Origin of the sequence: Prosthecodimorpha hirschii (assembly GCF_001305515.1) — a bacterium.
Taxonomy (GTDB): Bacteria; Pseudomonadota; Alphaproteobacteria; order Rhizobiales; family Ancalomicrobiaceae; genus Prosthecodimorpha; species Prosthecodimorpha hirschii.
Window position 1 is genome coordinate 2572284 of sequence record NZ_LJYW01000001.1, and the last position, 22061, is coordinate 2594344.

Below are 22061 nucleotides of genomic sequence, written 5' to 3' on the forward strand. Positions count from 1 at the left end.
AAGCCGACAGGCTTCACAGACCTGTCACAACATGCGCTCATGGATGAGCCGACCTTCCTCACCGCAGGAGCATCCGATGCGCCGCACCCTCCCGATCGCCGTCCTCGCGGCTCTCAGTTCCGCCCTTCCCGCCGGCGCGCAGACCATCTATCCGCTCGACCGGGCGGAGATCCTCGCCGGCAGCCTGTTCGACTTCAAGGTCGAATTCCCCGGCGCCCCGGCCTCCGATGCGGTCTCGGTCACCGTCAACGGCGAGGACCCGGCCAAGGTGCTCGGAGCGGCCGCGAGCTTCGTCCAGAAGGAGGACGGCCTCGACCATTCCGCGCTGATCATCCGGGGCGCCACGGTGGCCAAGCCGGGCCGCTACGAGGTGGTCGCCAAGGCCGGCGACAAGACCCGGACGGTCGCCTGGGAGGTGTTCGGCACGCCGGCGCGCACGGCCCGCAACGTCATCCTGTTCGTCGGCGACGGCATGTCGGTCACCGACCGCACCGCCGCCCGCATCCTGTCCAAGGGCCTGGTCGAGGGTCGCTACGGCGGCGAACTGGCCATGGACGACATGCCCGCCATGGCGCTGATCTCGACCTCGGGCACGGATTCGGTGGTCACCGACAGCGCCAACTCGATGAGCGCCTATACGACCGGTCACAAGACCTGCGTCAACGCCATGGGCGTCTATTGCTCGCTCGCCAAGGGCACGCTCGATCACCCCAAGGTCGAGACCATCGGCGAACTGGTCAAGCGCAAGGCCGGCATGGCGCTCGGCGTGGTCACCAATTCGGAGATCGAAGACGCGACGCCGGCCGGCGTGGTCTCCCACACCCGGCGCCGCTCCGACTACAACGACATCGTCAAGATGTTCTACGACGTGAAGCCGGACATCGTGATGGGCGGCGGCTCGCCGAACTTCCTGCCGAAGGCGGTGCCGGGCTCCAAGCGGACCGACGAGGAGAACTTCGTCGAGAAGTTCAAGGCCGACGGCTATGCCTTCGTGTCGACCGCGACCGAGATGCGCGCCGCCTTCGCGGAGGGACGCAGCAAGGTGCTCGGCCTCTTCAACACCAGCAATGTCGACGGCGCCTACGACCGCAAGTTCAAGAAGGGCACGACGGCCCGGTTCCCCGACCAGCCCGACCTCGCCGAGCAGACCCGGCTCGCCATCGATGCACTCGCCAAGAGCGACAAGGGCTTCTTCCTGATGGTCGAATCGGCCCGCATCGACAAGTACAAGCATTCGCTCGACTGGGAGCGCGGCGTGTACGACACCATCATGCTCGACAACGCCGTCAAGGTGGCCAAGGATTTCGCCGCCCGCAACAACGACACGCTGATCATCGTCGTTCCCGACCATGCCCACATGGTCGGCATCATCGGCACCTACGACGACAGCCTGCCGGGCCAGACCCCGCGCGAGAAGCTCGGCGTCTACGAGAAGTCGAAGTTCCCGCAGTACAAGCCCGATGCCGACGGCTATCCGGAAACGGTCGACCTGCCGCTGCGCCTCGGCTACAGCTTCGGGTCCTATCCGGACCATTGCTTCGACGCCAAGCCGCATCTCGACGCCGAATTCGTGCCCGCCGTGGCCGGGGCCGAGAAGGGCACCTTCGTCGCCAACGACAAATATTGCCAGCCGGGCGCGGTGCGGGTCACCGGCAACCTGCCGGCGACCGCCAATAGCGGCGTCCATGCCGCCGACGACGTGCTGCTGACCGCCCTCGGGCCGGGCGCCGAAGCCTTCCGCGGCCGTCTCGACAATACCCGGGTGTTCCGTACCATCGTCACCGCCCTCGGCCTCGGCCGGGAGTGAGGACGCGGCCGCGAAACGGCGCATCCGTCCGGAGTGCGCGATGGTGACCGTTGCCCGCATCGACCGCCGCGCCTGTCTCGCCCGCCTCGGTCGGGCGGGCGGCCTCGCGTTCGGGATCGGGCCGGCACTCGCCTGGGCCGTTGCGTCGCCGGCGGCCCTGGCGGCGGCGGGCGATCCCGTCGCCATCACCTTCGAGGGGCTCTACAAGAGCTTCGGCGTGCTCGGCTACCAGTTCGCCGATCCGATCGTCGCGCTGACCGGCCGGCCGGTGCAGATCGCCGGCTACATGGCGCCGCCGCTGAAGGCGGAAAGCGACTTCTTCGTCCTGACCCGCGAGCCGCTGGCCATCTGCCCCTTCTGCCAGTCGGATGCCGACTGGCCGGTCGATATCGTGGTCGTCTATCTGGCCGAGGCCTCGCCGCTGGTCACCGCAGGCGCGCGCGTCCTGGTGACCGGCCGCCTGGAGCTCGGATCCTGGACCGACCCGGACTCCGGCTTCGTCAGTCAGTTGAGGATACGCGATGCCCGCTACCGGCGCGCCTGACCGGCCGTCTCCGGCGCCGCCCCCGGGACCGGCCACGGGTTCGGCCATGGGACCGGCCTTCCTGCGGCTCGAAGGCATTCGCGTCGAACATCGCGATGCCGGCGGCGCGCGCTCGCTCGGCCTGGCCGTCGACAGGCTGGTCGTGGCGCCCGGCGAGGCGGTGGCGCTGACCGGGCCGTCCGGCGCCGGCAAGTCGACGTTCCTGGAGCTGGTCTCCGGCCTGCGGCGCCCCGATGCCGGGCGGGTCCTGTGGGGCGAGAGCGAGGTCTCGGCCTTCGGCGAGGCGGCGCGGGAGGCCTGGCGGCGGCTGACCGTCGGCTTCGTGTTCCAGGACTTCCACCTGGTCGGCGAGCTTTCCATTCTCGACAATGTCCTGCTGCCGCAGAGCTTTGCCGGATTTCGCGTGCCCGCCGCGGTCCGCTGCCGGGCCGCGGACCTGATCGCCGCCGCCGGCCTGCCGGACCCGCGCCGGCGCGCCGGCCTCCTGTCGCGCGGCGAGCAGCAGCGCGTCGCGGTGGCGCGCGCCCTGCTCGCCGACCCGCCGCTGCTGATCGCCGACGAGCCGACCGCCAGCCTCGACCCGGCCACCGGCGCGGCGATCGCGGATCTGATCCTCGCGGCGGCCCGCGCGCGCGGCGCAACGCTGCTGATGGCCAGCCACGACCCGCTCCTGACCGCCCGCGCCGACCGGATCCTGCGTCTGGAGGCCGGGCATCTGGTCGATCCGGCCGTCGTGAACCGCGCCGAGGCCGCCGCCGTCCCGGCTCCGGGAGCCGCCGCGTGAACCCGCTGCCGATGGTGCTCGCCGACCTGCGCGCCCTGCGGTTCGGCGGCGTCGTGGCGGTGCTGCTGGTCGGGCTGGCGGTCGCCATCGGGATCGCGGTCGGCGCCCAGGAACGCGCCCTGCGCAAGGCCTCGGCACGCGCGGCGGACGACTTTCCCCTGCTCGTCGGCGCCCCCGGCAGCCCAACGCAGATGGTTCTGACCGGCGTCTACCTGCAGGCCGAGGCCCTGCCGCTGATCGACGGCGCCGTGATGGCCCGGCTCGCGGCCGATCCCCGTGTCGCCGGCGCGGCCCCGCTCGCCTATGGGGACATCGTCTCCGGCTATCCGGTGGTCGGCACCAGCGCCGCCTTCGCCACCCGGTTCGGCCGGATCGCGCCGACGGAAGGCCGCGTCTTCGCCGCCGCCGGCGAGGCGGTCGTCGGCGCCGACGTGCGCTTCGGCCTCGGCAGCAGCCTGACGCCGGCCCATGCCACGGCGGGCCACAATCACGTTCCCGGCGAGAGCGACGCCGAGGAGGCCAGCCATCGCCACGAGGCGGTCCGGCTGACCGTGGTCGGACGGCTGCCCCGCCTTGGCTCGCCCTGGGATCGCGCCATCCTGGTGCCGGTCGAGACGGTCTGGGCGACCCACGGCCTCGGCGACGGCCATGCCGCCGCCGCGGACGGCACGAAGGCGGCACGGATCGGCCCGCCCTGGGATGCCGCTGCGGTGCCGGGCGTGCCGATCGTGGTGGTCAAGCCGAAGGCGGTGTTCGATGCCTACCGGCTGCGCAGCGAATATCGGCAGGGCGGCACCATGGCGGTGTTCCCGGCCGAGGTGCTGGTCTCGCTCTACGGCACGGTCGGAGACCTACGCGACATCCTGGTCCTGGTCGCCGCGCTCGACGATGCGGTCGTGTTTCTCGCCATCCTGCTCCTGACCGTCACCCTGGTCGGGGCGCGCCGGCGGCGCTATGCGGTGCTGCGCGCGCTGGGCGCCGGGCGGGTCTATGTGGCCGCGGTGGTCTGGCTCGGCGCGGCGGCGCTGACCACGGCCGGCTCGCTGCTCGGCCTGGGGCTCGGCTGGTTCGCCGCGACGGCGCTCTCCTGGGCGATCGCCGCGCGCACCGGGCTCGCCCTGTCGGCGACGATCGGCGCCGGCGAAATCGGCTTCGCGGCCGCCATGGCCGGGCTCGGCAGCCTGTTCGCGATCCTGCCCGCCCTGGCGGCGACCCGCCAGCCGGTGGTCGAGGCCTTGCGCTCCTGACCCCGGGGCCGGTTCAGAGGCCGAGGCGCAGGCGCGACGACGTCTGAACGCGCGGCGCCTCCTCGGGCGGCGGCGGTTCGGACGGCGGGCCGGACCGGCCTGCAATGCCGCCGGAACTATCCGTCGGTCCGTTGGACCGATCCGTCGGCCCCGTGGCGCCGATCTGGCGCAGGGCGTCGGCCAGCGCCTGCGGCAGGGCGAGCAGGAGGGCCGCTGCCGTCTCGGCATCGAGCATGCCCTCGTCGAACTGCTTCTTGAGCCAGGCGGCCGTCTTGTCGTCATGGGCCTCGGCGCGCAGCAGACGCAATGCCTCGATCAGAGCCAAGCGGAATTCGTGACCCTCGCGTTTCATCTCCGCCAGGGCCGCGCGGATCATGTCGAGGATGTTGTTCAGGGACTCGACCGCCTCGTCGAGCCGGTCGCGCTGCCGGAGCAGGGCCGCCCGGCTCTTGCGCAGCTCCTCCTGGCTGTCGAAGAGATCGGCCTCGATGATCGCGGCGGTCGCGATATGGGCGCTGATGTCGAGGTCGAGATGCCCGATCTCGCCTTCGAGCCGGGCGATCTGCCCGGTCAGGGCCTGGCGTTCGTCGGCGAGCCGGCGCTCGGCCTCCGGGCCGCCCCGTTCGATGGTCGTCAGCACGGCGGCGAGATTGCGCCGGGCCGCGACGAGATCGCCGCCGAGCATCTCGCGCTCGGCGGTCAGGCGATCGATCCGGGCGCGGCATTCGACGAGCGCGGCCTCGTGCCGGCCGATGGTCTGCAGCAGTTCCGCGGTGCGCGCCTCGAGGCTGTCGATGCGCCGCTTGAGGGCGAGGCCCTGCTCGAAGGGCGTGACGGGTTCGCCCTCGGCCGAGGGACCGCAGGTCTCGTCGAGCTGGGCCAGCAGCCGGTTCAGACGGCCGGACGCCGGGCCGTAGCCGGAGACCGGGCCGCCGTCGAGATCGCCGGGCTGCAGCGGGCTCGGCCGTTCCACGGCCAGATCCGGCATCTCGGTCCCCTCGGGCGGGGTCGGCGCGACCTGCGGCGGCGACGGCGAAACGGATGGGAAACCCGCGATCAGGTCCCCGATCGGTATGCCCCGGTTCGATCCGATCTCCGCCATCTCGTGCGTCCCCAGCCGCGTCCGACCGCAGGAGAGCATGGCGGCGGGCCGGCGGATGTCACGAACGTGACGGCGCCGGCGTGCCGGGCAGAAAGGCGGTCGGTTCGCTCGCCCCGCCGCCGACGATCTCGACCGGCGCGCCATAGAGCGCTTCGAGGCTCGCGCGGGTCAGCACGCGATCGACCGGCCCGGCCCCGACCTCGCGCCCGGCGCGGATCAGCACGGCCCGGTCGGCGAAGCGGCGGGCCTGGTTCGGATCGTGGGTGGTGAACAGGACGCCGAGGCCGGCGGCGCCCAGCGCGCGGATCTCGGCCATGACCCGGCCCTGATTGCCGAAATCGAGGCTCGCGGTCGGCTCGTCGAGCACGACGAGGCGCGGCTCCTGGGCGAGCGCGCGGGCGATCATGGCGAGTTGCCGCTCGCCGCCGGAAATCTCGGTGACCGGCCGCGCCGCCAGGGCACCGAGGCCGAGCCGGTCGAGCGCCGCGCCGGCGGCCGCCCGGTCGCGCCGCGAGGGGGCCGCGAACAGGCCCTGATGGGCAGTGCGCCCCATCAGGACGGCGTCCAGCACCGAGAAGGCGAAGCTGCCGCCGTGGGCCTGCGGGACATAGCCGATCGCCCGGGCGCGCTCGCGCGGCGCCAGGCGCTCGATGGCCGTGCCGTCGAGGGTGATGCCGCCGGCGATCGGCGGCAGGAGACCGATCAGCGTCTTCAGGAGCGTGGTCTTGCCGCCGCCATTGGGCCCGAGCAGCGCGACCACCTCGCCGGGCCGCAGCGCCAGCGACAGGCCGGTGCCGACCGGCCGGCCGCGATAGCCGAAGCTGAGCTCCTCGGCCGCCAGCATCACGACCAGCTCCGGTGCGCGCCGGCGAGCAGCCAGATGAAGACCGGCGTGCCGATCACCGCCGTCAGGATGCCGAGCGGGATCTCCACGCTCGCCGCCGACCGCGCGACGGTGTCGACCAGGAGCAGGTAGCCGGCGCCGAGCAGGGCGGCGACCGGAACCAGACGGCCGAAATCCGGGCCGACTAGAAACCGCGCGACATGCGGCACGACGAGGCCGACCCAGCCGATCACGCCGGCCGCCGCCACGGCCGCGCTGGTCACCAGCGTCGCCGCCACGATGACGGCGAGCCGCAGCGGCCCGGTCGGCAGGCCGAGGGCGCGCGCCTCCTCGTCGGGCAGCGACAGCACGTTCATGCGGTGGCGCAGCAGCACGAGCGCAAGCGTGCCGGCACCGACCGGGATGCCGAGCGCGGCGAGATCGAGCCGGTGCGCGGCGGCGAGGCTGCCGAGCAGCCAGAAGGTCATGGCCGGAAGCTGGTCGTAGGGATCGGCGAGATATTTCATCAGCCCGACGCCGGCACCGAGCAGCGAGCCGATCACCACCCCGGTCAGGATCAGCACCAGCATCGGATCGTGCCGGCCGAGCCGGCTGCCGATGGCATAGACCGCCGCGACCGCCGCCAGGCCGCCCGTGAAGGCCGCCGCCTGGATGCCGATCACGCCGAGATTGGCATAGATGCCGACGACCGCCCCGAGCGCCGCGCCCGAGGAGGCGCCGAGCAGGTCCGGCGAGACCAGCGGATTGCGGAACAGGCCCTGAAAGGCGGTGCCGGCGACCGAGAGCGCCGCCCCGATCAGCACCGCCGCCAGGATGCGCGGGCCGCGGATGGCGAGCACGACCGTCTCGACCGTCGGGGCGACATCCGCCGTGCCGCCGGTCAGGCGCGCGACGATCACGCGCAGCGCCTCGCCGAGCCCGACCGGCAGGCGCCCGATGCCGAAGGCCGCGACCAGCGCGGCGACGAGCAGCAGGAGCGCGATCCAGAAGCCCGCCCGCGCGGAAAGGCCCGAACCCGTCACGTCCGGCCCGCCAGGATCCGGTCGAGCTGCGCCTCGCTCGGCGTGACGCCGTAGAAGAGCGCGTGGAAGTCCCGCGCCCGGTCCCGGATCGGCTCGGGAAACTGCTGCGGATAGAGGATGCCGGCGAGCCAGGGCAGGCCGATCAGCCGGTTGACCGAGGGCGGAAAGTCGACCCAGCCGAAGGGCAGCTTCGGCGACAGATGGATGCGCCGGTCGCGCACCGCCTGGATGCCGCGCCAGGCCGGGTCGGTGGCGACCGTGGCGGCGAAATCCCGGTCGATGGTGACGATCACCTCCGGGTCCCAGGCCAGGACCTGCTCGATCGAGACGGTGGCGAGCCCGCCGCGCGTGCCGCCGGCGACGTTGACGGCACCGAGAAATTCGATCGTCTCCACATTGATCGAGCCGCCGAGCCCGGTCTCGAGCCCGGCCGGGCCGCGCGCATAATAGACCCGCGGCCGACGCTCGCGCGGGATCGGGGCGATCCGGCCGAGCATTTCCGCCATGGTCGCCTCGGCGTAGCGGGCGAGCGTCTCGCCGCGCGCGGCGGCCCCCATCACGCCGCCGAGCAGACGGAAGGCGGCCGGCAGGGCCTCGAAGCGGCCGTCGATCAGCGCATAGGGGATGCCGGTCTGCTCCTGCACCCGGTCGGCCAGCGCGACATAGGTCGGCGTCACGGCGCCCATGTCGACGATCAGGTCGGGCTTCAGTTCGATGAGGCGCTCCAGATTGGTGGTGTTGCCGCGTCCGGTCAGGCGCCCGAGTTCCGGCCGGTCGCCGATGCCGGGGAGCAGGAATTCGCGCTCCTCCGGCCGGTTCGCCCGCGGCCAGCCGATGAGCGCCTCGGGCGCCAACGCATAGGTCAGGATCGCGGCCGGCGGGCCGGCGGGAAAGATCCGCGTCGCGGTCGCAGGCTGTCGCACCGACCGGCCGGCCGAATCCCGGAAGGTCTCGCCGGCCAAGGCCGGCGACGAGAGGGAAAGCCCCGGCATCGGCCCGAACGGACCGGCGACCGCCGCGAGGAACCCGGCCGTGAATCGGCGACGGTCGGTCCGCATGATGCCCTTTCCTCGTCCCTTCGATCCATGCCAGGATCTCGCCTCGCAACCCGCAAAGTCAACCGACGGAACGACATGGACGGTTCTCGCCAGCCGGAACTGCTGACCACCGCCGAGGCGGCCGACTATCTCCGGCTCAAGGAACGCAAGATCTACGAACTGGTCGCCGAGGGCGCCGTGCCGTGCACCAAGGTCACGGGCAAGTGGCTGTTTCCGCGCGCCGAGCTCGACCGCTGGGTCGCCGCTGGGCTGCATCGCCCCGCCGGCATGGCGCGCGCCGAGCCGCCGCCGATCCTCGGCGGCAGCCACGATCCGCTGATCGAATGGGCGGTGCGCGAGTCCGGCGCCGGTCTCGCCGGCCTGGCCGAGGGCAGCGAGGCCGGCCTGGCACGCTTCGCCCGCGGCGAGGTGCTGGCCGCCGCGATCCATCTCCATGCCGCCGGCACCACGGACGCCAACGCGGCCACCATGGCGGCGGACCCGGCCCATGCCGATTCGGTGCTGGTCGGGCTGGTCCGGCGCGAACAGGGCCTGCTGGTCGCCCCCGGCAATCCGCTCGGCCTCGCCGACCTGTCCGGCGTCGTGGCGCGGAAGGCCGGCATGGCGCTGCGCCAGCCCGGCGCGGGTGCGACGCTCCTGCTCCTGAAGCTGCTCGCCGCGGCCGGCCACGGTTTCGACGATCTGACGGTGGCCGGACCGCCCTGCCCGACCGGTCCGGATCTGGCCGCCGCCGTCCGATCCGGCCGGGCCGATTGCGGCATCGCCACCCGCGCGGTGGCGGTCCTGGCCGGGCTCGACTTCGTGCCGCTGACCTTCGAGGATTTCGACCTCGTCGTCCGCCAGCGCGACTATTTCCGGCCGCCGGTCCAGGCCCTGCTCGGCGTCCTGGCGGGCGACCGCTTCCGCGCCCGCGCCGCCGAGATGAGCGGCTACGACACCGCCGTCACCGGGACGATCCGCTGGGCGCCGTGAGCCCCTGCCGCCGCCGCGCGGTCAACGGACGTAGCGGGCGGCCTCGTCGACCAGGCGGGTCAGCATGGTGCGCATGGTGTTGGTCATGGCCTCGTCCTTGAAGCCGCCATGCTCCGCGAAGGCATCGCCGGCGCGCATCACCACGGTCATTTCGGGGATCACCGTGGCGCCGAGGCCGAGACCCAGCGTCTGGCGCAGTTGGAGCAGGCCGCGATAGCCGCCGAGATTGCCGCCCGACGCCGCACCGATCGCGTAGGCGCGTCCCTTCCAGGGCGACGGCTGGGTCTTGATCCGGCTGACCCAGTCGATCGTGTTCTTGAGGAGCCCGGTCATGCCGGCATTGTATTCTGGCGAGGCGATGAACACGCCCTGATGCTCGGTGATCAGCCGATGCAGCGCCTTGGCGGTCTCCGGCTGACCGGAGGCGGCTTCGAGATCGCCGTCATAGAGCGGCATCGGATAGTCGGCGAGCGAGATCTGGGTCACCGGCACATCCATCATGGCCAGTTCCTTGACCACGATGCCGGCCAGCCGGGTGTTGATCGAGCCGGCACGATGCGAGCCGGCGAAAACGAGAATGCGGGGATTGGCCATCCGAACCTCCTGTATGCCCTCACCATATGGGGCAAGCGGCCGGGCCGGGAAGCCGCATCGCAGGGCCGCAGCGCTGCCGCGCCGGGCCCGGCCGGCCGTCAGGCTGGCGGGACGGGCGACGCGGCGGTGGATGCAGCTGGTCAGGCCCGGTCACGAGACCGCAAGGCCGCTCAGGCCGGCCGGCGGTAGACCCAGACGCGCGCGGGGGGCAGGTTCATGACCACCCAGTTGGTCCGCTCGATGACGAAATTCCCCGCGCCCGGCGGCACCGGCGGCACCAGGGCGTAGGAGAACTGGATGAAGGGAGCGCCGGGCGCGAGCAGCGACAGGCAGTCGTCGAGCAGTTTCAGACGCTGCGGCAAGGGCCGGGTGAACAGCGGCAGGCTCGAGACGACCGCCGAGAGCGGCGTCTCGGCCAGTCCCTCCACGGCCTGGCGCATCTGATAGGCGTCGCCGTGGATGAACTGGATGCCGGGGAAGCGGTTGCGCAGCAGCTTGCAGAATTCGCCGTCATACTCGATCGAGACGATGCGATCCGGGGTCACGCCGCGTTCGACCAGGGCCTTGGTGACCACCCCGGTCCCAGGCCCGAGTTCGACCACGGATCCGGCCAGGGCGGGATCGACGAAACGGGCCATCGCCTTCGCCAGCGCGGGACCCGACGGGGCGACGGCACCGACCTGAAGCGGCTTGTCGAGCCAACTCTTCAGGAAGCGAACCTCATCCAACACCTTGTGCCGGATCCCGTCCGGGAGGGCTCGCTTGTTCGGCTGTCCCATGAGGACTCCTGATCGGTCTCCCGGGGCGGGAACCGTGATGACGTTACCGTCCGACACTATAGGCGAAATTCCAGAACGGCCAGATGCGGAATGCCGCAATGCGAAATGACCTGCCCTGCTTCAGCCGCCGAGATTGTCGAAAAAATCCTTCACTTTTGCGAAGAAGCCGGCCGATTCGGGATGGGTGTCGCCCGAGGAGGCGCGCTCGAACTCCTCCAGCAGTTCGCGCTGGCGGCGGTTGAGGTTACGCGGGGTTTCGACGATCACCTGGATATACATGTCGCCCTGCTGGGCCGAGCGCATCACCGGCATGCCCTTGCCGCGCAGCCGGAACTGCTTGCCGGTCTGGGTTCCGTCCGGAACCTTGACCTTGGTCTTCTCGCCGCTGAGCGTCGGCACGTCGAACTGGCCGCCGAGGGCCGCCGTGGTCATGGAGACCGGCACCCGGCAGAAGATGTCGGCGCCGTCGCGCTGGAAGAAGGCATGCGGCTTGATGCCGATGAAGATGTAGAGATCGCCCGCCGGGCCGCCGCGCGCGCCCGCCTCGCCCTCGCCGGAGAGGCGGATGCGGGTGCCGTCCTCGATGCCGGCCGGGATGCTGACCGTCAGGGTCTTTTCGGTGGTGGTCCGGCCCGTACCGCCGCACTTCGCGCAGGCTTCCGCGATCACCTGGCCGCGGCCCTGGCAGGTCGGGCAGGTGCGCTCGATGGTGAAGAAGCCCTGCGCGGCCCGCACGCGGCCCTGGCCGCCGCAGGTTTTGCAGGTCTGCGGCGACGTGCCCGGCTTGGCGCCGGTGCCCGAACAGGTCTCGCAGACGATCGAGGTCGGCACGCTGATCTCGACCTGCTTGCCCTCGTAGGCCTCCTCGAGCGTGATCTCCATGTTGTAGCGCAGATCGGCGCCACGCTCCCGGCCGCCGCGGCCGCGCCGCTCGGCGCCGCCGAACTCGCCGCCGAAGAAGCTCTCGAAGATGTCCGACATGGTCTGGGCGAAATCGCCGTTGAAGCCCGGCCCGCCGGGTCCGCCGCCGCCATTCTCGAAGGCGGCATGGCCGAAGCGGTCGTAGGCGGCCCGCTTCTGGCCGTCCTTGAGCACGTCGTAGGCTTCGTTGATTTCCTTGAACTTGGCCTCCGCCTCGGCATTCCCCGGATTGCGGTCCGGGTGAAACTGCATGGCGAGCTTGCGGAAGGCGCTCTTCAGGTCCTTCTCGTCGGCCGTCTTCGAGACCCCGAGGACCTCGTAATAGTCACGCTTGGACATGGTCGGCATCACTTCCCCAGCGGGACGTCGTCACGCAAAGCCGCCCCATCCGACCGGCCATCCCGCTCCCGCCGCAGCGCCAGTCCCCAAGCCGTCTTGCGCGGCCGGCCGGACCATCGGACGGGCACAAGCCAGTCCTGGCAACGGAAGACGAAATGAAGGCGGCCGAAAGATTTCGGCGGCTCGTCTCATGCGAGACTGCCCGACGCGGATTTCACCACGCCGGGCAGTCTTCAGTCTTTGAACGGACTTCGGGCCCGGATCAAGCCGATTTCTTCTTGTCGTCCTTGACTTCCTCGAAGTCGGCGTCGACCACGTCGTCCTTCGGACCGGCCGCGCCGGCACCGGGGGCGGCGCCGCCCGTCGCCTGGGTGTCGCGATACATCGCTTCGCCAAGCTTCATCTGCGCTTCCGCCAGCTTGTTGGCGGCCGCCGTGATGGCCTCGACATCCTCGCCGGCGAGCTTCTCGCGGGTTTCGGCGATGGCCGCCTCGATCACCGACTTGTCGGCCGTCGAGACCTTGTCGCCGTAGTCCTTGAGCGCCTTCTCGGCCGAATGCACCAGACCTTCGGCCTGGTTGCGCGCCTCGACCAGTTCGCGCCGCTTCTTGTCGGAGGCGGCGTTGGCCTCGGCGTCCTTGACCATCTTCTCGATGTCGGCATCGGACAGACCGCCCGAAGCCTGGATGCGGATCTGCTGCTCCTTGCCGGTGCCCTTGTCCTTCGCCGAGACGTTGACGAGGCCGTTGGCGTCGATGTCGAAGGTCACCTCGACCTGCGGCACGCCGCGCGGCGCCGGCGGGATGCCGACCAGATCGAACTGGCCGAGCAGCTTGTTGTCGGCCGCCATCTCGCGCTCGCCCTGGAAGACCCGGATGGTAACCGCGGTCTGCCCGTCCTCGGCGGTCGAGAAGGTCTGCGACTTCTTGGTCGGGATGGTGGTGTTGCGGTCGATCAGGCGCGTGAACACGCCGCCGAGCGTCTCGATGCCGAGCGACAGCGGGGTCACGTCGAGCAGCAGAACGTCCTTCACGTCGCCCTGCAGCACGCCGGCCTGGATGGCGGCGCCGATCGCCACGACCTCGTCCGGGTTGACGCCCTTGTGGGGCTCGCGCCCGAAGAAGGACTTCACCACCTCCTGGATCTTCGGCATGCGGGTCATGCCGCCGACCAGAACCACCTCGTCGATCTGGCCCGCCGTCAGGCCCGCATCCTTGAGGGCGGCGCGGCACGGCTCGATCGTCTTCTGGACCAGGTCGTCGACCAGCGCCTCGAACTTGGCGCGGGTCAGCTTCATGGTCAGGTGCTTCGGACCGGTCTGGTCCATGGTGATGAAGGGCAGGTTGATCTCGGTCTGCGTCGCGCTCGACAGCTCGATCTTGGCCTTCTCGGCGGCCTCCTTGAGGCGCTGCAGGGCGAGCTTGTCGTTGCGCAGGTCGATGCCCTGCTCCTTCTTGAACTCGTCGGCCAGATAGCCCACGAGCCGCATGTCGAAGTCCTCGCCGCCCAGGAAGGTGTCGCCGTTGGTCGACTTCACCTCAAAGACGCCGTCGCCGATCTCCAGCACGGACACGTCGAAGGTGCCGCCGCCGAGGTCGTAGACCGCGATCGTGCCGGTCGCCTTCTTGTCGAGACCGTAGGCGAGCGCGGCCGCGGTCGGCTCGTTGATGATGCGCAGCACCTCGAGGCCGGCGATCTTGCCGGCATCCTTGGTCGCCTGGCGCTGGGCGTCGTTGAAGTAGGCCGGCACCGTGATGACCGCCTGGGTCACCGGCTGGCCGAGGAAGGCCTCGGCGGTCTCCTTCATCTTGCCGAGCACGAAGGCCGAGATCTGGGACGGCGAATAGGGCTTGCCGTCCGCCTCGACCCAGGCGTCGCCATTGCCGGCGCGCGAGATCTTGTAGGGGACGAGCTTCTTGTCCTTCTCCACCATCGGGTCTTCGTAGCGCCGGCCGATCAGGCGCTTGACCGCGAAGAAGGTGCGCTCCGGATTGGTCACGGCCTGACGCTTGGCGGCCACGCCGACCAGACGCTCGCCGTCATCCGCGATGGCGACGATGGAGGGCGTCGTGCGCGCGCCCTCGGAATTCTCGATGACCTTGGTGTTCTTGCCGTCCATGACAGCGACGCAAGAGTTCGTCGTGCCGAGATCGATGCCGATGACTTTACCCATGGGTCCCTCTCCTTCCGGCAGACCGTCCGGACCCCGAAGGCGTCCTCGCGGGGGCTCTAAGCCCCGAACGGTCCCCGACAGACCTTTGACGATCGGATTTGATGCGGTGCGGCGACCGGATCAGACCCGATCCGTGCCGTTCGACGGGTATATAGGTGGCCGGCAAATGGGCCGCAAGTCGCAGAATTCGCGGCACCGCATCCGGGTTCGAACGCATTTCCAATGCAGGCCCCGGCGAACGTCCCGGAACGGCTTTACAATTGTGCCGGCAATCGGCCGCCCGCTTACCGGGATTTAAGCTTCTTCGCCGATCATGCCTCAGTTCCAGGCAGTTGCGCACCATGTATTGCGAGACCTTCACAAGCGACCTCCTCGCCAAGGATATGAGTGGCGATGCACGCACGGCCTTCAGCCGCTGGGCTGAATGGAAGGTCGGCGACCAGTTGCCGAAGGCGTCCGACGTCTGGGCGTCGGTGACCGAAGATCAGGCGGCCTACTGGATCCTGCTGCGGCCCGTGGGCGAGGAAGAGTTCGCCTACGAATTCTTCGGCCACGGCGTCGCCGACGCCTTCAAGGTCGACATGCTCGGCAAGACCACGCGCGACCTGGAACCCGATGTCCGCGGCGTGTTGAACAGCCTCTATGCCTCGGTCGTCCGCTCCCGGCAGCCGGCGCTCGCCATCCATCGCGCCAGCTATGCGCTCGAGGTCCATCTCTGGGAACGGCTGGTCCTGCCCGTGCTGAGCGCGGACGGCGGCCTGCGCCTGCTGGTCGTCGCCCGCCCGCGGGCCATGGTGCGCGACCTGCTCAATGCCGTGATGGACGCAAGTCCGGTCGGCATCGCCGCCTTCCAGGCGATCCACGCCGACGACGGCGAGATCGTCGACGCCACCATCACCACGGTCAATCGGGCCTGCGAGAGCTTCCTCGGCCGCGACGCGCAGGACATGGTCAACAAGCGGCTGCTCGTCCTGTTTCCCGGCATCATCCAATCCGGCGCCTGGGAGCGGTACCGGAAGACGATGATCGAACGGGTCTCCGACGACTTCTCCTACTATGCCACGCCGGCCGGCCGCTGGCTCAACGTCAAGATCGCACCGCTCGGCGACGGCTTCATCATGGTGCTGACCGACGTGTCGACATTGCAGAATGCGCTGATCGAGGTCGAACGGGAAAAGCTGAACGCCCAGCGTCTGCTGTCCGAGCTGAAGAACGAGATCGCGCAGCGGGAACTGCTCGAATCCAATCTCCGCCGAATCTCGTCGACGGACGAACTGACCGGCGTCCTCAACCGGCGCGGCTTCGACGAGGTGGTCGGGCTGAAGGTCAAGGAGATCCTGGAGCGGCGGGAGGCCGCCACGGTGGTGGTGGTCGACATCGACCGGTTCAAATATGTCAACGACCAGTTCGGCCATGCCGGCGGCGACGTGGTGTTGCGCACCATCGGCGGCGTGCTGGCGCAGAACATCCGCGCGGGCGACGTGCTCGGCCGCATGGGCGGCGAGGAGTTCATGATCCTGCTGCGCGGCACCCCGCTCGAACGCGCCTGGGAGACGGCGGAACGCCTGCGCATGATCGTCGCCACCACGCCGATCCAGTACGAGAGCGTCACGATCGTCGTCACCGCCAGCTTCGGCGTGCAGGAGATCGCGCTCGCCGGGAGCCTGGAGAAGGCGCGCCTGGAGGCCGACCGGGCGCTCTATGCGGCCAAGGAGGCGGGGCGCAACTGCGTGCGCGCCTATGGGGTCGATCTCGACCCCCTGCGCGACATCGCCTGGTACGGACGCCCGGGCGACGCGACCGAAACCGCCTTTGTCGACTGATCCGCCGCGCCGCTTCGGTCCGAACGGCCGGGCGATGCGATGCGACGCCGGCGCAATGTCCCAGGGCGCGGCACACGAGACCAATAGCCGGCTTATGGATGATGCGGAAATCCTTGCGTCCGGCGGGGAAATCGGCATACCGGTGTGCCCCGCCGGGGCCCCTGGCGCCTCGGATGGGAGACAGGTGACGCGATGCTCGGTTGGTTCCGGAAACTGCTGCCGCGCGAGGATCGCTTCTTCGACCTGTTCTCGCGCCATGCGGCGACGGTCGTGGCCGGCGCGGCGGCACTGGACCGCATGCTCGCCGGCGGCAGCGAGGTCGAGCAGCATTGCCGTGAGATCGTGCGGCTCGAGACCGAGGCCGACGCCATTACGGCCGAGGTCATGCAGGCCGTCCGCAAGAGCTTCGTCACCCCCTTCGACCGCGGCGACATCAAGGATCTGATCCAGTCCCTGGACGATGCCATCGACCGCATGCACAAGACGGTCAAGACCGTCACCCTGTTCGAGCAGCGCGAGTTCGACCCGCTGATGCGCCAGATGGGCGGCGCCATCGTCGAGGCGGCCGGCCTGGTCGCCGAGGCGGTGCGCCTGCTGGAGCGTCCTGGCCCCAATGCCGCGCGTCTGTCGGAGATCATCGAGGAGGTGCTGCGGGTGGAGGGCCGGTCCGACGAGATGCACGACCAGGGCCTGCGCGAGCTCTACCGGCGCCATCGCGACGGCAACGCCATGGCCTTCGTCATCGGCAGCGAGATCTACGGCGAGCTCGAGCGCGTGGTCGACAGCTTCGAGGATGTCGCCAACGAGATCAGCGGCATTCTGATCGAGAACGTCTAGGTCGACCGGGATGGATGCCAGTCTCGCCTTCCCGCTCTTGGCCGCCCTGATCGCCATCGCGCTGCTGTTCGATTTCCTGAACGGGCTCCACGATGCCGCGAACTCGATCGCCACCATCGTGTCGACCCGGGTCCTCCGCCCGCACTATGCGGTCGCCTGGGCCGCCTTCTTCAATTTCATCGCCTTTCTGTTCTTCGGGCTGCATGTCGCCGAGACGCTCGGCAAGGGCATCATCGATCCGGCGATCGTCGATCCCGCGGTCATCTTTGCGGCGCTATCCGGCGCCATCGTGTGGAACGTGGTGACCTGGATCCTCGGCATTCCGTCGAGCAGCTCGCATGCGCTGGTCGGCGGCATGGTCGGCGCCGGCCTCGCCAAGGTCGGCACGGGGGCGATCGTCTGGACCGGCCTCGGCAAGACGGCCGCCGCGATCGTGCTGTCGCCGATGGTCGGCTTCCTCCTGGCGCTCGTGCTGGTGCTTCTGGTCACCTGGCTTTTCGTCCGCCAGACGCCCTTCGCGGTCGATCGCGTCTTCCGCAGCCTGCAATTCGTCTCCGCCTCGCTCTATTCCCTCGGCCATGGCGGCAACGATGCGCAGAAGACCATGGGCATCATCGCCGTGCTGCTTTATTCGCAAGGCCATCTGGGCGGCCAGTTCCATGTGCCCTTCTGGGTGGTCATCTCCTGTCAGGCGGCGATGGGGCTGGGCACGCTGTTCGGCGGCTGGCGCATCGTGCGCACGATGGGCAGCAAGATCACGAGGCTCAACCCGATGCAGGGCTTCTGCGCGGAGACCGGCGGCGCGATCACGCTGTTCATGGCGACCTATCTGGGCATTCCGGTCTCGACCACCCATACCATCACGGGCGCGATCATCGGCGTCGGCGCGGCGCGGCGCGTTTCCGCTGTCCGCTGGAGCATCGCGGGCGACATCGTCATCGCCTGGGTGTTGACCCTGCCGGCCGCGGCCGCGATCGCGGCCGGAACCTACTGGCTGACCAGGCTCGCGGCCTGAACCGACGAGACGGCGGGAGGCGGGAGACCTCATGGTGGGCAAGCAGGCAGGCGCGAAGGACAAGGGCAAGGACGGCCGCCGGCAGGTCGCCGCCCTCGTCTGGCGCCGCGAGCTCGACGGCTCGATCAGCATCCTTCTGATGACCTCCCGCGAGACCGGCCGCGCCGTGATCCCGAAGGGCTGGCCGATGCGCGAGCATGCCGACCACAAGTCGGCCGCCATCGAGGCCTATGAGGAGGCCGGCATTCTCGGCAAGGTGGCGAAGAAGCCGATCGGGCAGTACCGCTATTGGAAGCGGCTCGACACGCGGTTCATCTTCCTGACCGTCGACGTCTTCGCGCTCGAAGCCCGGGAGATGCGCACCGAGTTCCCCGAACAGGGGCAACGCAGCATGAACTGGCTGGCCCCGAATGCCGCCGCGATGCTGGTCGACGAACCCGATCTCGCCGCCCTGATCCGGTCCTTCAGTCCGAAACCGGCGCCGGCACTGGCGCCGGAGGACCCGCCGGCCTGAGCGTGACTTTTTCGGTCGCCGGCCGCGCGATGATGGAAATCGGATCGCGCCCGCTTTAACGTCGGACTTCAGGTTCGGTGTCCGGTGCGTTCCCGATGGATGGTTCACACGGGATCCGGCCCGACGAGATCAGCACAAGGTTCGCATCGCCGGGACAATGGCGTCCCGGCGGGACAGGTGCCGGGGCGGGACAAGGATTTCGCACGACATGCCGATGAAGAAAGGGTTCGAAACCCTGATCGACGCCGCAGCCCTGCGGCGGCGGCTGACCGCTCTGGTCGACGGTGGGGCGGATGGTGGCAATCCGGCGATCCGCGCCCAGGTCCTGGCGATCCTCAAGGAGATCCGGTCGCAGACCCGGGCCGAGATCGAGGCCATGATGCTCAAGGACCGGCGCGGCTCGCTCTGCGCCGAACGCCTGAGCCACGTCCAGGACGAGATCATCCGCGTCATCTACGATTTCGCGATCCACCACGTCTATCGCGTCAAGAACCCGTCCGCGGCCGAGCGCATCGCCGTCACGGCGGTCGGCGGCTACGGGCGTTCGACGCTGGCGCCGGGATCCGACATCGATCTCCTGTTCCTGCTGCCCTACAAGCAGACGCCCTGGGGCGAGAGCGTCATCGAATATATCCTCTACATGCTGTGGGACCTGGGGCTGAAGGTCGGCCACGCCACGCGCAATGTCGACGAATGCCTGCGGCTGTCCCGGTCCGACATGACCATCCGGACGGCGCTGCTCGAAGCCCGCTTCCTGTGGGGCGACGAGCCGCTGTTCCGCGATCTGGCGCGCCGTTTCGACGAGGAGGTCGTCCGCAATACCGGCCCGGAATATATCGCCGCCAAGCTCGCCGAGCGCGACGACCGGCTGAAGCGCCAGGGCACGTCGCGCTACCTGGTCGAGCCGAACATCAAGGAAGGCAAGGGCGGCCTGCGCGACCTGCAGACCCTGTTTTGGATCGCCAAATACTTCTATCGCGTCCGCAGGCCGGAGGAGCTGATTGCGGCCGGCGTGCTGTCGCGGGCCGAGTATGTCCGCTTCAAGCGCTGCGAGGATTTTCTCTGGGCGGTGCGCTGCAACATGCATTTCGCGACCAACCGGTCGGAGGAGCGCCTGTCCTTCGACCTGCAGCGCGAGATCGCCCAGCGGCTCGGCTATGTCGAGCGCGCCGGCATGCGTGCCGTCGAGCGCTTCATGAAGCACTATTTCCTGGTCGCCAAGGATGTCGGCGACCTGACCCTGATCTTCTGCGCCGCGCTCGAGGAGCAGCACGTCAAGATCGCGCCGGTGCTCAACCGCTTCATCAAGCGGCTGACCAAGCGCCATCCCAAGACGCTCGGCAGCGGCGCCTTCATGGTCGAGAACGACCGGATCAACGTCACCGGCCCGGACGTGTTCAAGCAGGACCCGATCCGCCTGATCCGCATCTTCCAGCTCGCCGACAAGGAAAACCTGGCGTTCCATCCGGATGCCATGAAGCTGATCACGCGCTCGCTCAGCTTGATCGACGACGATCTCAGGAACAATCCGGAGGCCAATTCCCTCTTCCTCGATGTCCTGACGTCGAAGAACGATCCGGAGACGGTGCTGCGCCGGATGAACGAGACCGGCGTCCTCGGCCGTTTCGTTCCGGAATTCGGCCGCGTGGTCGCGATGATGCAGTTCAACATGTATCACCACTACACGGTCGACGAGCATCTGCTGCGCTCGATCGGCGAGCTGTCGGAGATCGAGAAGGGCACGCGCAAGACCGAACTGCCGCTCGCCTCGGCGATCCTGCCGGGCGTGCAGAACCGGCGCCTGCTCTATGTCGCGCTGTTCCTGCACGATATCGGCAAGGGCCGGCCGGAGGACCATTCCGTCGTCGGCGCGCGCATCGCCGCCAAGCTCGGGCCGCGCTTCGGGCTGACGCCGGCGGAGACCGACACGCTGGTCTGGCTGATCGAGAAGCACCTGGTCATGAGCATGGTGGCGACCAGCCGCGATCTCAACGACCGCAAGACGATCCGCGATTTCGCCGCCGTGGCGCAGAGCCCGGAGCGGCTGAAGCTGCTCCTGATCCTGACCGTCGCCGACATCCGCGCGGTCGGTCCGGGCGTGTTCAACGGCTGGAAGGGCCAGCTCTTGCGCACGCTCTACTACGAGACCGAACCCTATCTGGCCGGCGGCCACAGCCAGATCACCCGCGACCAGCGCGTCGCGGCGGCCAAGCGCGAACTGGTCGAGAAGCTGGACGGCTGGGATCCCGAAGAGCGCGAGGACTATGTCGAGCGCCACTATGCGCCCTACTGGCTGCGCGTCGACCTGCCGCGCAAGATCGAGCATGCCCAGTTCATCCGCGCCGCCGTGCGCAGCGGGCGCAAGCTCGCCACCAACGTGACCCCGCGCGCCTTCGAGGGCGTCACCGAGATCACCGTGCTGGCCAGCGACCATCCGCGCCTGCTCTCGACCATCGCCGGGGCCTGCGCGGTGGCCGGCGCCAACATCGTCGACGCGCAGATCTACACGACCACCGACGGTCTCGCCCTCGACACCATCTTCGTCAGCCGCGAATTCGCCGACGACGGCGACGAGCAGCGGCGCGGCTCGCGCGTCTCCGGCCTGATCGAAAAGGCGCTGGCCGGCGGCGAGCGCCTGCCCGAACAGATCGAGCGCAAGGCGCTGGCCAAGCCGCGCGTGAAGGCCTTCCAGCTGCCGACCGACGTGATCGTCAACAATTCCTGGTCGGACCGCTTCACCGTGATCGAGGTCTCCGGCCTCGACCGGCCGGGCCTGCTCTACGACCTGACCCGCGCCATCTCGGACCTCAGCCTCAACATCGCCTCGGCCCATATCGCCACCTTCGGCGAGCGGGCGGTCGACGTGTTCTACGTCACCGACCTGTTCGGCCAGAAGGTCGAGACCCGGGTGCGGGAGAAGGCCATCCGCGAACGCCTGATGCGCTCCTTCGACGGCAAGCGCGACGTCAAGGCGGCTTCGTAGGGGCGAAACAATCAGGCATCGGCGCCCGGCGGATGTCTGATCGATTTGACCTCACAGACTGGATTTCAATATTTGGCCTTTGGACGACAGGCCCGGTCATTCGACGACGCTATCTGAGCCACCACTCAAGTCTCGTCATGGGCTTGAGGACCGGGGAGACATTAGGCGCAGGCTGCATTTGAGACTATGTTTCCGGCGGCCGTTGCTCTGCCGTCACGCCCCAGTTTTGTGGGAGAACTTGATATGCACGATATATTTCGCGGCCGCATGTTCCAGTTCTGGGAGTACACCGTCAGTCACGGGTCCCTCCTGATCCGAAGCCCCGCGACGGCAGAGACGAACAATACGCTCGACATTGTTGCCTATGCGGTTGAGTACGTGTCAATTCCCCGCCATTTCGGGGACATTTCCATTGCACGAGCTTCACAATCCGAAGTCGAGACTGTCGCGAAGCTGATCGACAGAACTCTGCACGAAACCTGTAAAGTCTGGACGATTGAAAGCAGCGGGATTCGATTTCTGATCGCCGCAACGTTTCTTCAGTTAAGGGAATATCACGGACACAATTATTTTAGTCCCTTCAGAGATTCCGGAGAGGATTACGAAGCCAATTCTCGGATTTTATTTCAATTCGAATAGTCGTCTTGCCGCACAATTGCACATCCCGTCTCCAGGGACGGTTCTCCGATGGTCCGATTGCCGG

At 69.0% G+C, this 22061-nt stretch carries 19 protein-coding genes; 11 read left to right on the forward strand and 8 right to left on the reverse strand.

What is annotated here, in order from left to right; all coding sequences use genetic code 11:
* Nucleotides 1-76 precede the first annotated feature (76 nt).
* From ABB55_RS11305 to ABB55_RS11320, 4 genes are read left to right on the forward strand one after another with little or no spacing between them, the layout of a single operon-like run.
* Complete coding sequence (locus ABB55_RS11305) at nt 77-1807, forward strand: alkaline phosphatase (RefSeq protein ID WP_054358895.1); 1731 nt, start codon at nt 77-79, stop codon at nt 1805-1807.
* 40 nt (nt 1808-1847) lie between these two features.
* Nucleotides 1848-2351, forward strand: coding sequence for a single stranded DNA-binding domain-containing protein (locus tag ABB55_RS11310; protein ID WP_244472019.1), 504 nt, complete (start codon nt 1848-1850; stop codon nt 2349-2351).
* Between the two features lie 46 nt (nt 2352-2397).
* Nucleotides 2398-3135 (forward strand): ABC transporter ATP-binding protein, encoded by a 738-nt coding sequence (locus ABB55_RS11315; protein WP_083463547.1) that lies wholly within the window; start codon nt 2398-2400, stop codon nt 3133-3135.
* Nucleotides 3132-4382, forward strand: a complete 1251-nt coding sequence (locus ABB55_RS11320) for an FtsX-like permease family protein (RefSeq protein ID WP_200912020.1) — start codon at nt 3132-3134, stop codon at nt 4380-4382. The genes ABB55_RS11315 and ABB55_RS11320 overlap by 4 nt, the downstream gene beginning before the upstream one ends.
* A gap of 13 nt (nt 4383-4395) precedes the next feature.
* Here the strand turns inward: ABB55_RS11320 and ABB55_RS11325 are convergent, their stop codons facing one another.
* The 4 genes from ABB55_RS11325 to ABB55_RS11340 form a co-directional block, all read right to left on the reverse strand.
* Nucleotides 4396-5370 carry a hypothetical protein gene (locus ABB55_RS11325; protein ID WP_152982009.1) on the reverse strand — a complete coding sequence of 325 codons (975 nt, stop codon included), beginning with the start codon at nt 5368-5370 and terminating at the stop codon, nt 4396-4398.
* Nucleotides 5371-5542: 172 nt separating this feature from the next.
* A complete protein-coding gene (locus ABB55_RS11330; protein WP_054358897.1) occupies nt 5543-6331 on the reverse strand; it encodes an ABC transporter ATP-binding protein in 789 nt (262 codons plus the stop codon).
* Entirely contained in the window at nt 6328-7350 is a 1023-nt protein-coding gene (locus ABB55_RS11335; RefSeq protein WP_054358898.1) for a FecCD family ABC transporter permease, read from the reverse strand. Before ABB55_RS11335 ends, ABB55_RS11330 begins: the two co-directional genes overlap by 4 nt.
* Nucleotides 7347-8408: an iron ABC transporter substrate-binding protein gene (locus ABB55_RS11340; RefSeq protein WP_083463548.1), complete on the reverse strand. Its 1062-nt coding sequence runs from the start codon at nt 8406-8408 to the stop codon at nt 7347-7349. Before ABB55_RS11340 ends, ABB55_RS11335 begins: the two co-directional genes overlap by 4 nt.
* A gap of 75 nt (nt 8409-8483) precedes the next feature.
* Between ABB55_RS11340 and ABB55_RS11345 the strand changes: the two genes are divergently transcribed.
* A complete protein-coding gene (locus ABB55_RS11345) occupies nt 8484-9380 on the forward strand; it encodes a helix-turn-helix transcriptional regulator (RefSeq protein WP_054358899.1) in 897 nt (298 codons plus the stop codon).
* A gap of 21 nt (nt 9381-9401) precedes the next feature.
* On the opposite strand, the gene ABB55_RS11350 is transcribed toward ABB55_RS11345, so the two are convergent.
* The 4 genes from ABB55_RS11350 to dnaK form a co-directional block, all read right to left on the reverse strand.
* Complete coding sequence (locus tag ABB55_RS11350) at nt 9402-9974, reverse strand: NADPH-dependent FMN reductase (RefSeq protein ID WP_054358900.1); 573 nt, start codon at nt 9972-9974, stop codon at nt 9402-9404.
* Between the two features lie 170 nt (nt 9975-10144).
* A complete protein-coding gene (locus tag ABB55_RS11355; RefSeq protein ID WP_244472020.1) occupies nt 10145-10705 on the reverse strand; it encodes a class I SAM-dependent methyltransferase in 561 nt (186 codons plus the stop codon).
* A gap of 168 nt (nt 10706-10873) precedes the next feature.
* The gene (gene dnaJ, locus ABB55_RS11360; RefSeq protein WP_054361997.1) at nt 10874-12013 is read right to left on the reverse strand and encodes a molecular chaperone DnaJ; all 1140 of its coding nucleotides are present in this window, start codon (nt 12011-12013) and stop codon (nt 10874-10876) included.
* Nucleotides 12014-12275: 262 nt separating this feature from the next.
* Complete coding sequence (gene dnaK, locus ABB55_RS11365) at nt 12276-14186, reverse strand: molecular chaperone DnaK (protein ID WP_054358902.1); 1911 nt, start codon at nt 14184-14186, stop codon at nt 12276-12278.
* Between the two features lie 341 nt (nt 14187-14527).
* On the opposite strand from dnaK, the gene ABB55_RS11370 reads away from it, so the two are divergent.
* The 6 genes from ABB55_RS11370 (at nt 14528) to ABB55_RS29670 (ending at nt 21997) form a co-directional block, all read left to right on the forward strand.
* Nucleotides 14528-16009, forward strand: coding sequence for a sensor domain-containing diguanylate cyclase (locus tag ABB55_RS11370; RefSeq protein ID WP_054358903.1), 1482 nt, complete (start codon nt 14528-14530; stop codon nt 16007-16009).
* Between the two features lie 192 nt (nt 16010-16201).
* Nucleotides 16202-16846 (forward strand): DUF47 domain-containing protein, encoded by a 645-nt coding sequence (locus ABB55_RS11375; protein WP_054358904.1) that lies wholly within the window; start codon nt 16202-16204, stop codon nt 16844-16846.
* Nucleotides 16847-16856: 10 nt separating this feature from the next.
* Nucleotides 16857-17861 (forward strand): inorganic phosphate transporter, encoded by a 1005-nt coding sequence (locus ABB55_RS11380; protein ID WP_054358905.1) that lies wholly within the window; start codon nt 16857-16859, stop codon nt 17859-17861.
* A gap of 31 nt (nt 17862-17892) precedes the next feature.
* Nucleotides 17893-18375 carry an NUDIX hydrolase gene (locus tag ABB55_RS11385; protein ID WP_054358906.1) on the forward strand — a complete coding sequence of 161 codons (483 nt, stop codon included), beginning with the start codon at nt 17893-17895 and terminating at the stop codon, nt 18373-18375.
* Nucleotides 18376-18589: 214 nt separating this feature from the next.
* Nucleotides 18590-21358 carry a [protein-PII] uridylyltransferase gene (locus ABB55_RS11390; protein WP_054361998.1) on the forward strand — a complete coding sequence of 923 codons (2769 nt, stop codon included), beginning with the start codon at nt 18590-18592 and terminating at the stop codon, nt 21356-21358.
* Nucleotides 21359-21601: 243 nt separating this feature from the next.
* Nucleotides 21602-21997 (forward strand): hypothetical protein, encoded by a 396-nt coding sequence (locus ABB55_RS29670; RefSeq protein ID WP_152982010.1) that lies wholly within the window; start codon nt 21602-21604, stop codon nt 21995-21997.
* Nucleotides 21998-22061: the final 64 nt, after the last annotated feature.

Bases quoted from the DNA above. Each gene is read 5' to 3' on its own strand.
- ABB55_RS11375 (WP_054358904.1), top strand. From the start codon at position 16,202: ATGCTCGGTTGGTTCCGGAAACTGCTGCCGCGCGAGGATCGCTTCTTC.
- ABB55_RS11325 (WP_152982009.1), bottom strand. From the start codon at position 5,370: ATGCCGGATCTGGCCGTGGAACGGCCGAGCCCGCTGCAGCCCGGCGAT.
- dnaK (WP_054358902.1), bottom strand. From the start codon at position 14,186: ATGGGTAAAGTCATCGGCATCGATCTCGGCACGACGAACTCTTGCGTC.
- ABB55_RS11305 (WP_054358895.1), top strand. From the start codon at position 77: ATGCGCCGCACCCTCCCGATCGCCGTCCTCGCGGCTCTCAGTTCCGCC.
- ABB55_RS11340 (WP_083463548.1), bottom strand. From the start codon at position 8,408: ATGCGGACCGACCGTCGCCGATTCACGGCCGGGTTCCTCGCGGCGGTC.
- ABB55_RS11385 (WP_054358906.1), top strand. From the start codon at position 17,893: ATGGTGGGCAAGCAGGCAGGCGCGAAGGACAAGGGCAAGGACGGCCGC.
- ABB55_RS11310 (WP_244472019.1), top strand. From the start codon at position 1,848: ATGGTGACCGTTGCCCGCATCGACCGCCGCGCCTGTCTCGCCCGCCTC.
- ABB55_RS11390 (WP_054361998.1), top strand. From the start codon at position 18,590: ATGAAGAAAGGGTTCGAAACCCTGATCGACGCCGCAGCCCTGCGGCGG.
- dnaJ (WP_054361997.1), bottom strand. From the start codon at position 12,013: ATGTCCAAGCGTGACTATTACGAGGTCCTCGGGGTCTCGAAGACGGCC.
- ABB55_RS11315 (WP_083463547.1), top strand. From the start codon at position 2,398: ATGGGACCGGCCTTCCTGCGGCTCGAAGGCATTCGCGTCGAACATCGC.
- ABB55_RS11350 (WP_054358900.1), bottom strand. From the start codon at position 9,974: ATGGCCAATCCCCGCATTCTCGTTTTCGCCGGCTCGCATCGTGCCGGC.
- ABB55_RS11345 (WP_054358899.1), top strand. From the start codon at position 8,484: ATGGACGGTTCTCGCCAGCCGGAACTGCTGACCACCGCCGAGGCGGCC.
- ABB55_RS11370 (WP_054358903.1), top strand. From the start codon at position 14,528: ATGTATTGCGAGACCTTCACAAGCGACCTCCTCGCCAAGGATATGAGT.
- ABB55_RS29670 (WP_152982010.1), top strand. From the start codon at position 21,602: ATGCACGATATATTTCGCGGCCGCATGTTCCAGTTCTGGGAGTACACC.
- ABB55_RS11380 (WP_054358905.1), top strand. From the start codon at position 16,857: ATGGATGCCAGTCTCGCCTTCCCGCTCTTGGCCGCCCTGATCGCCATC.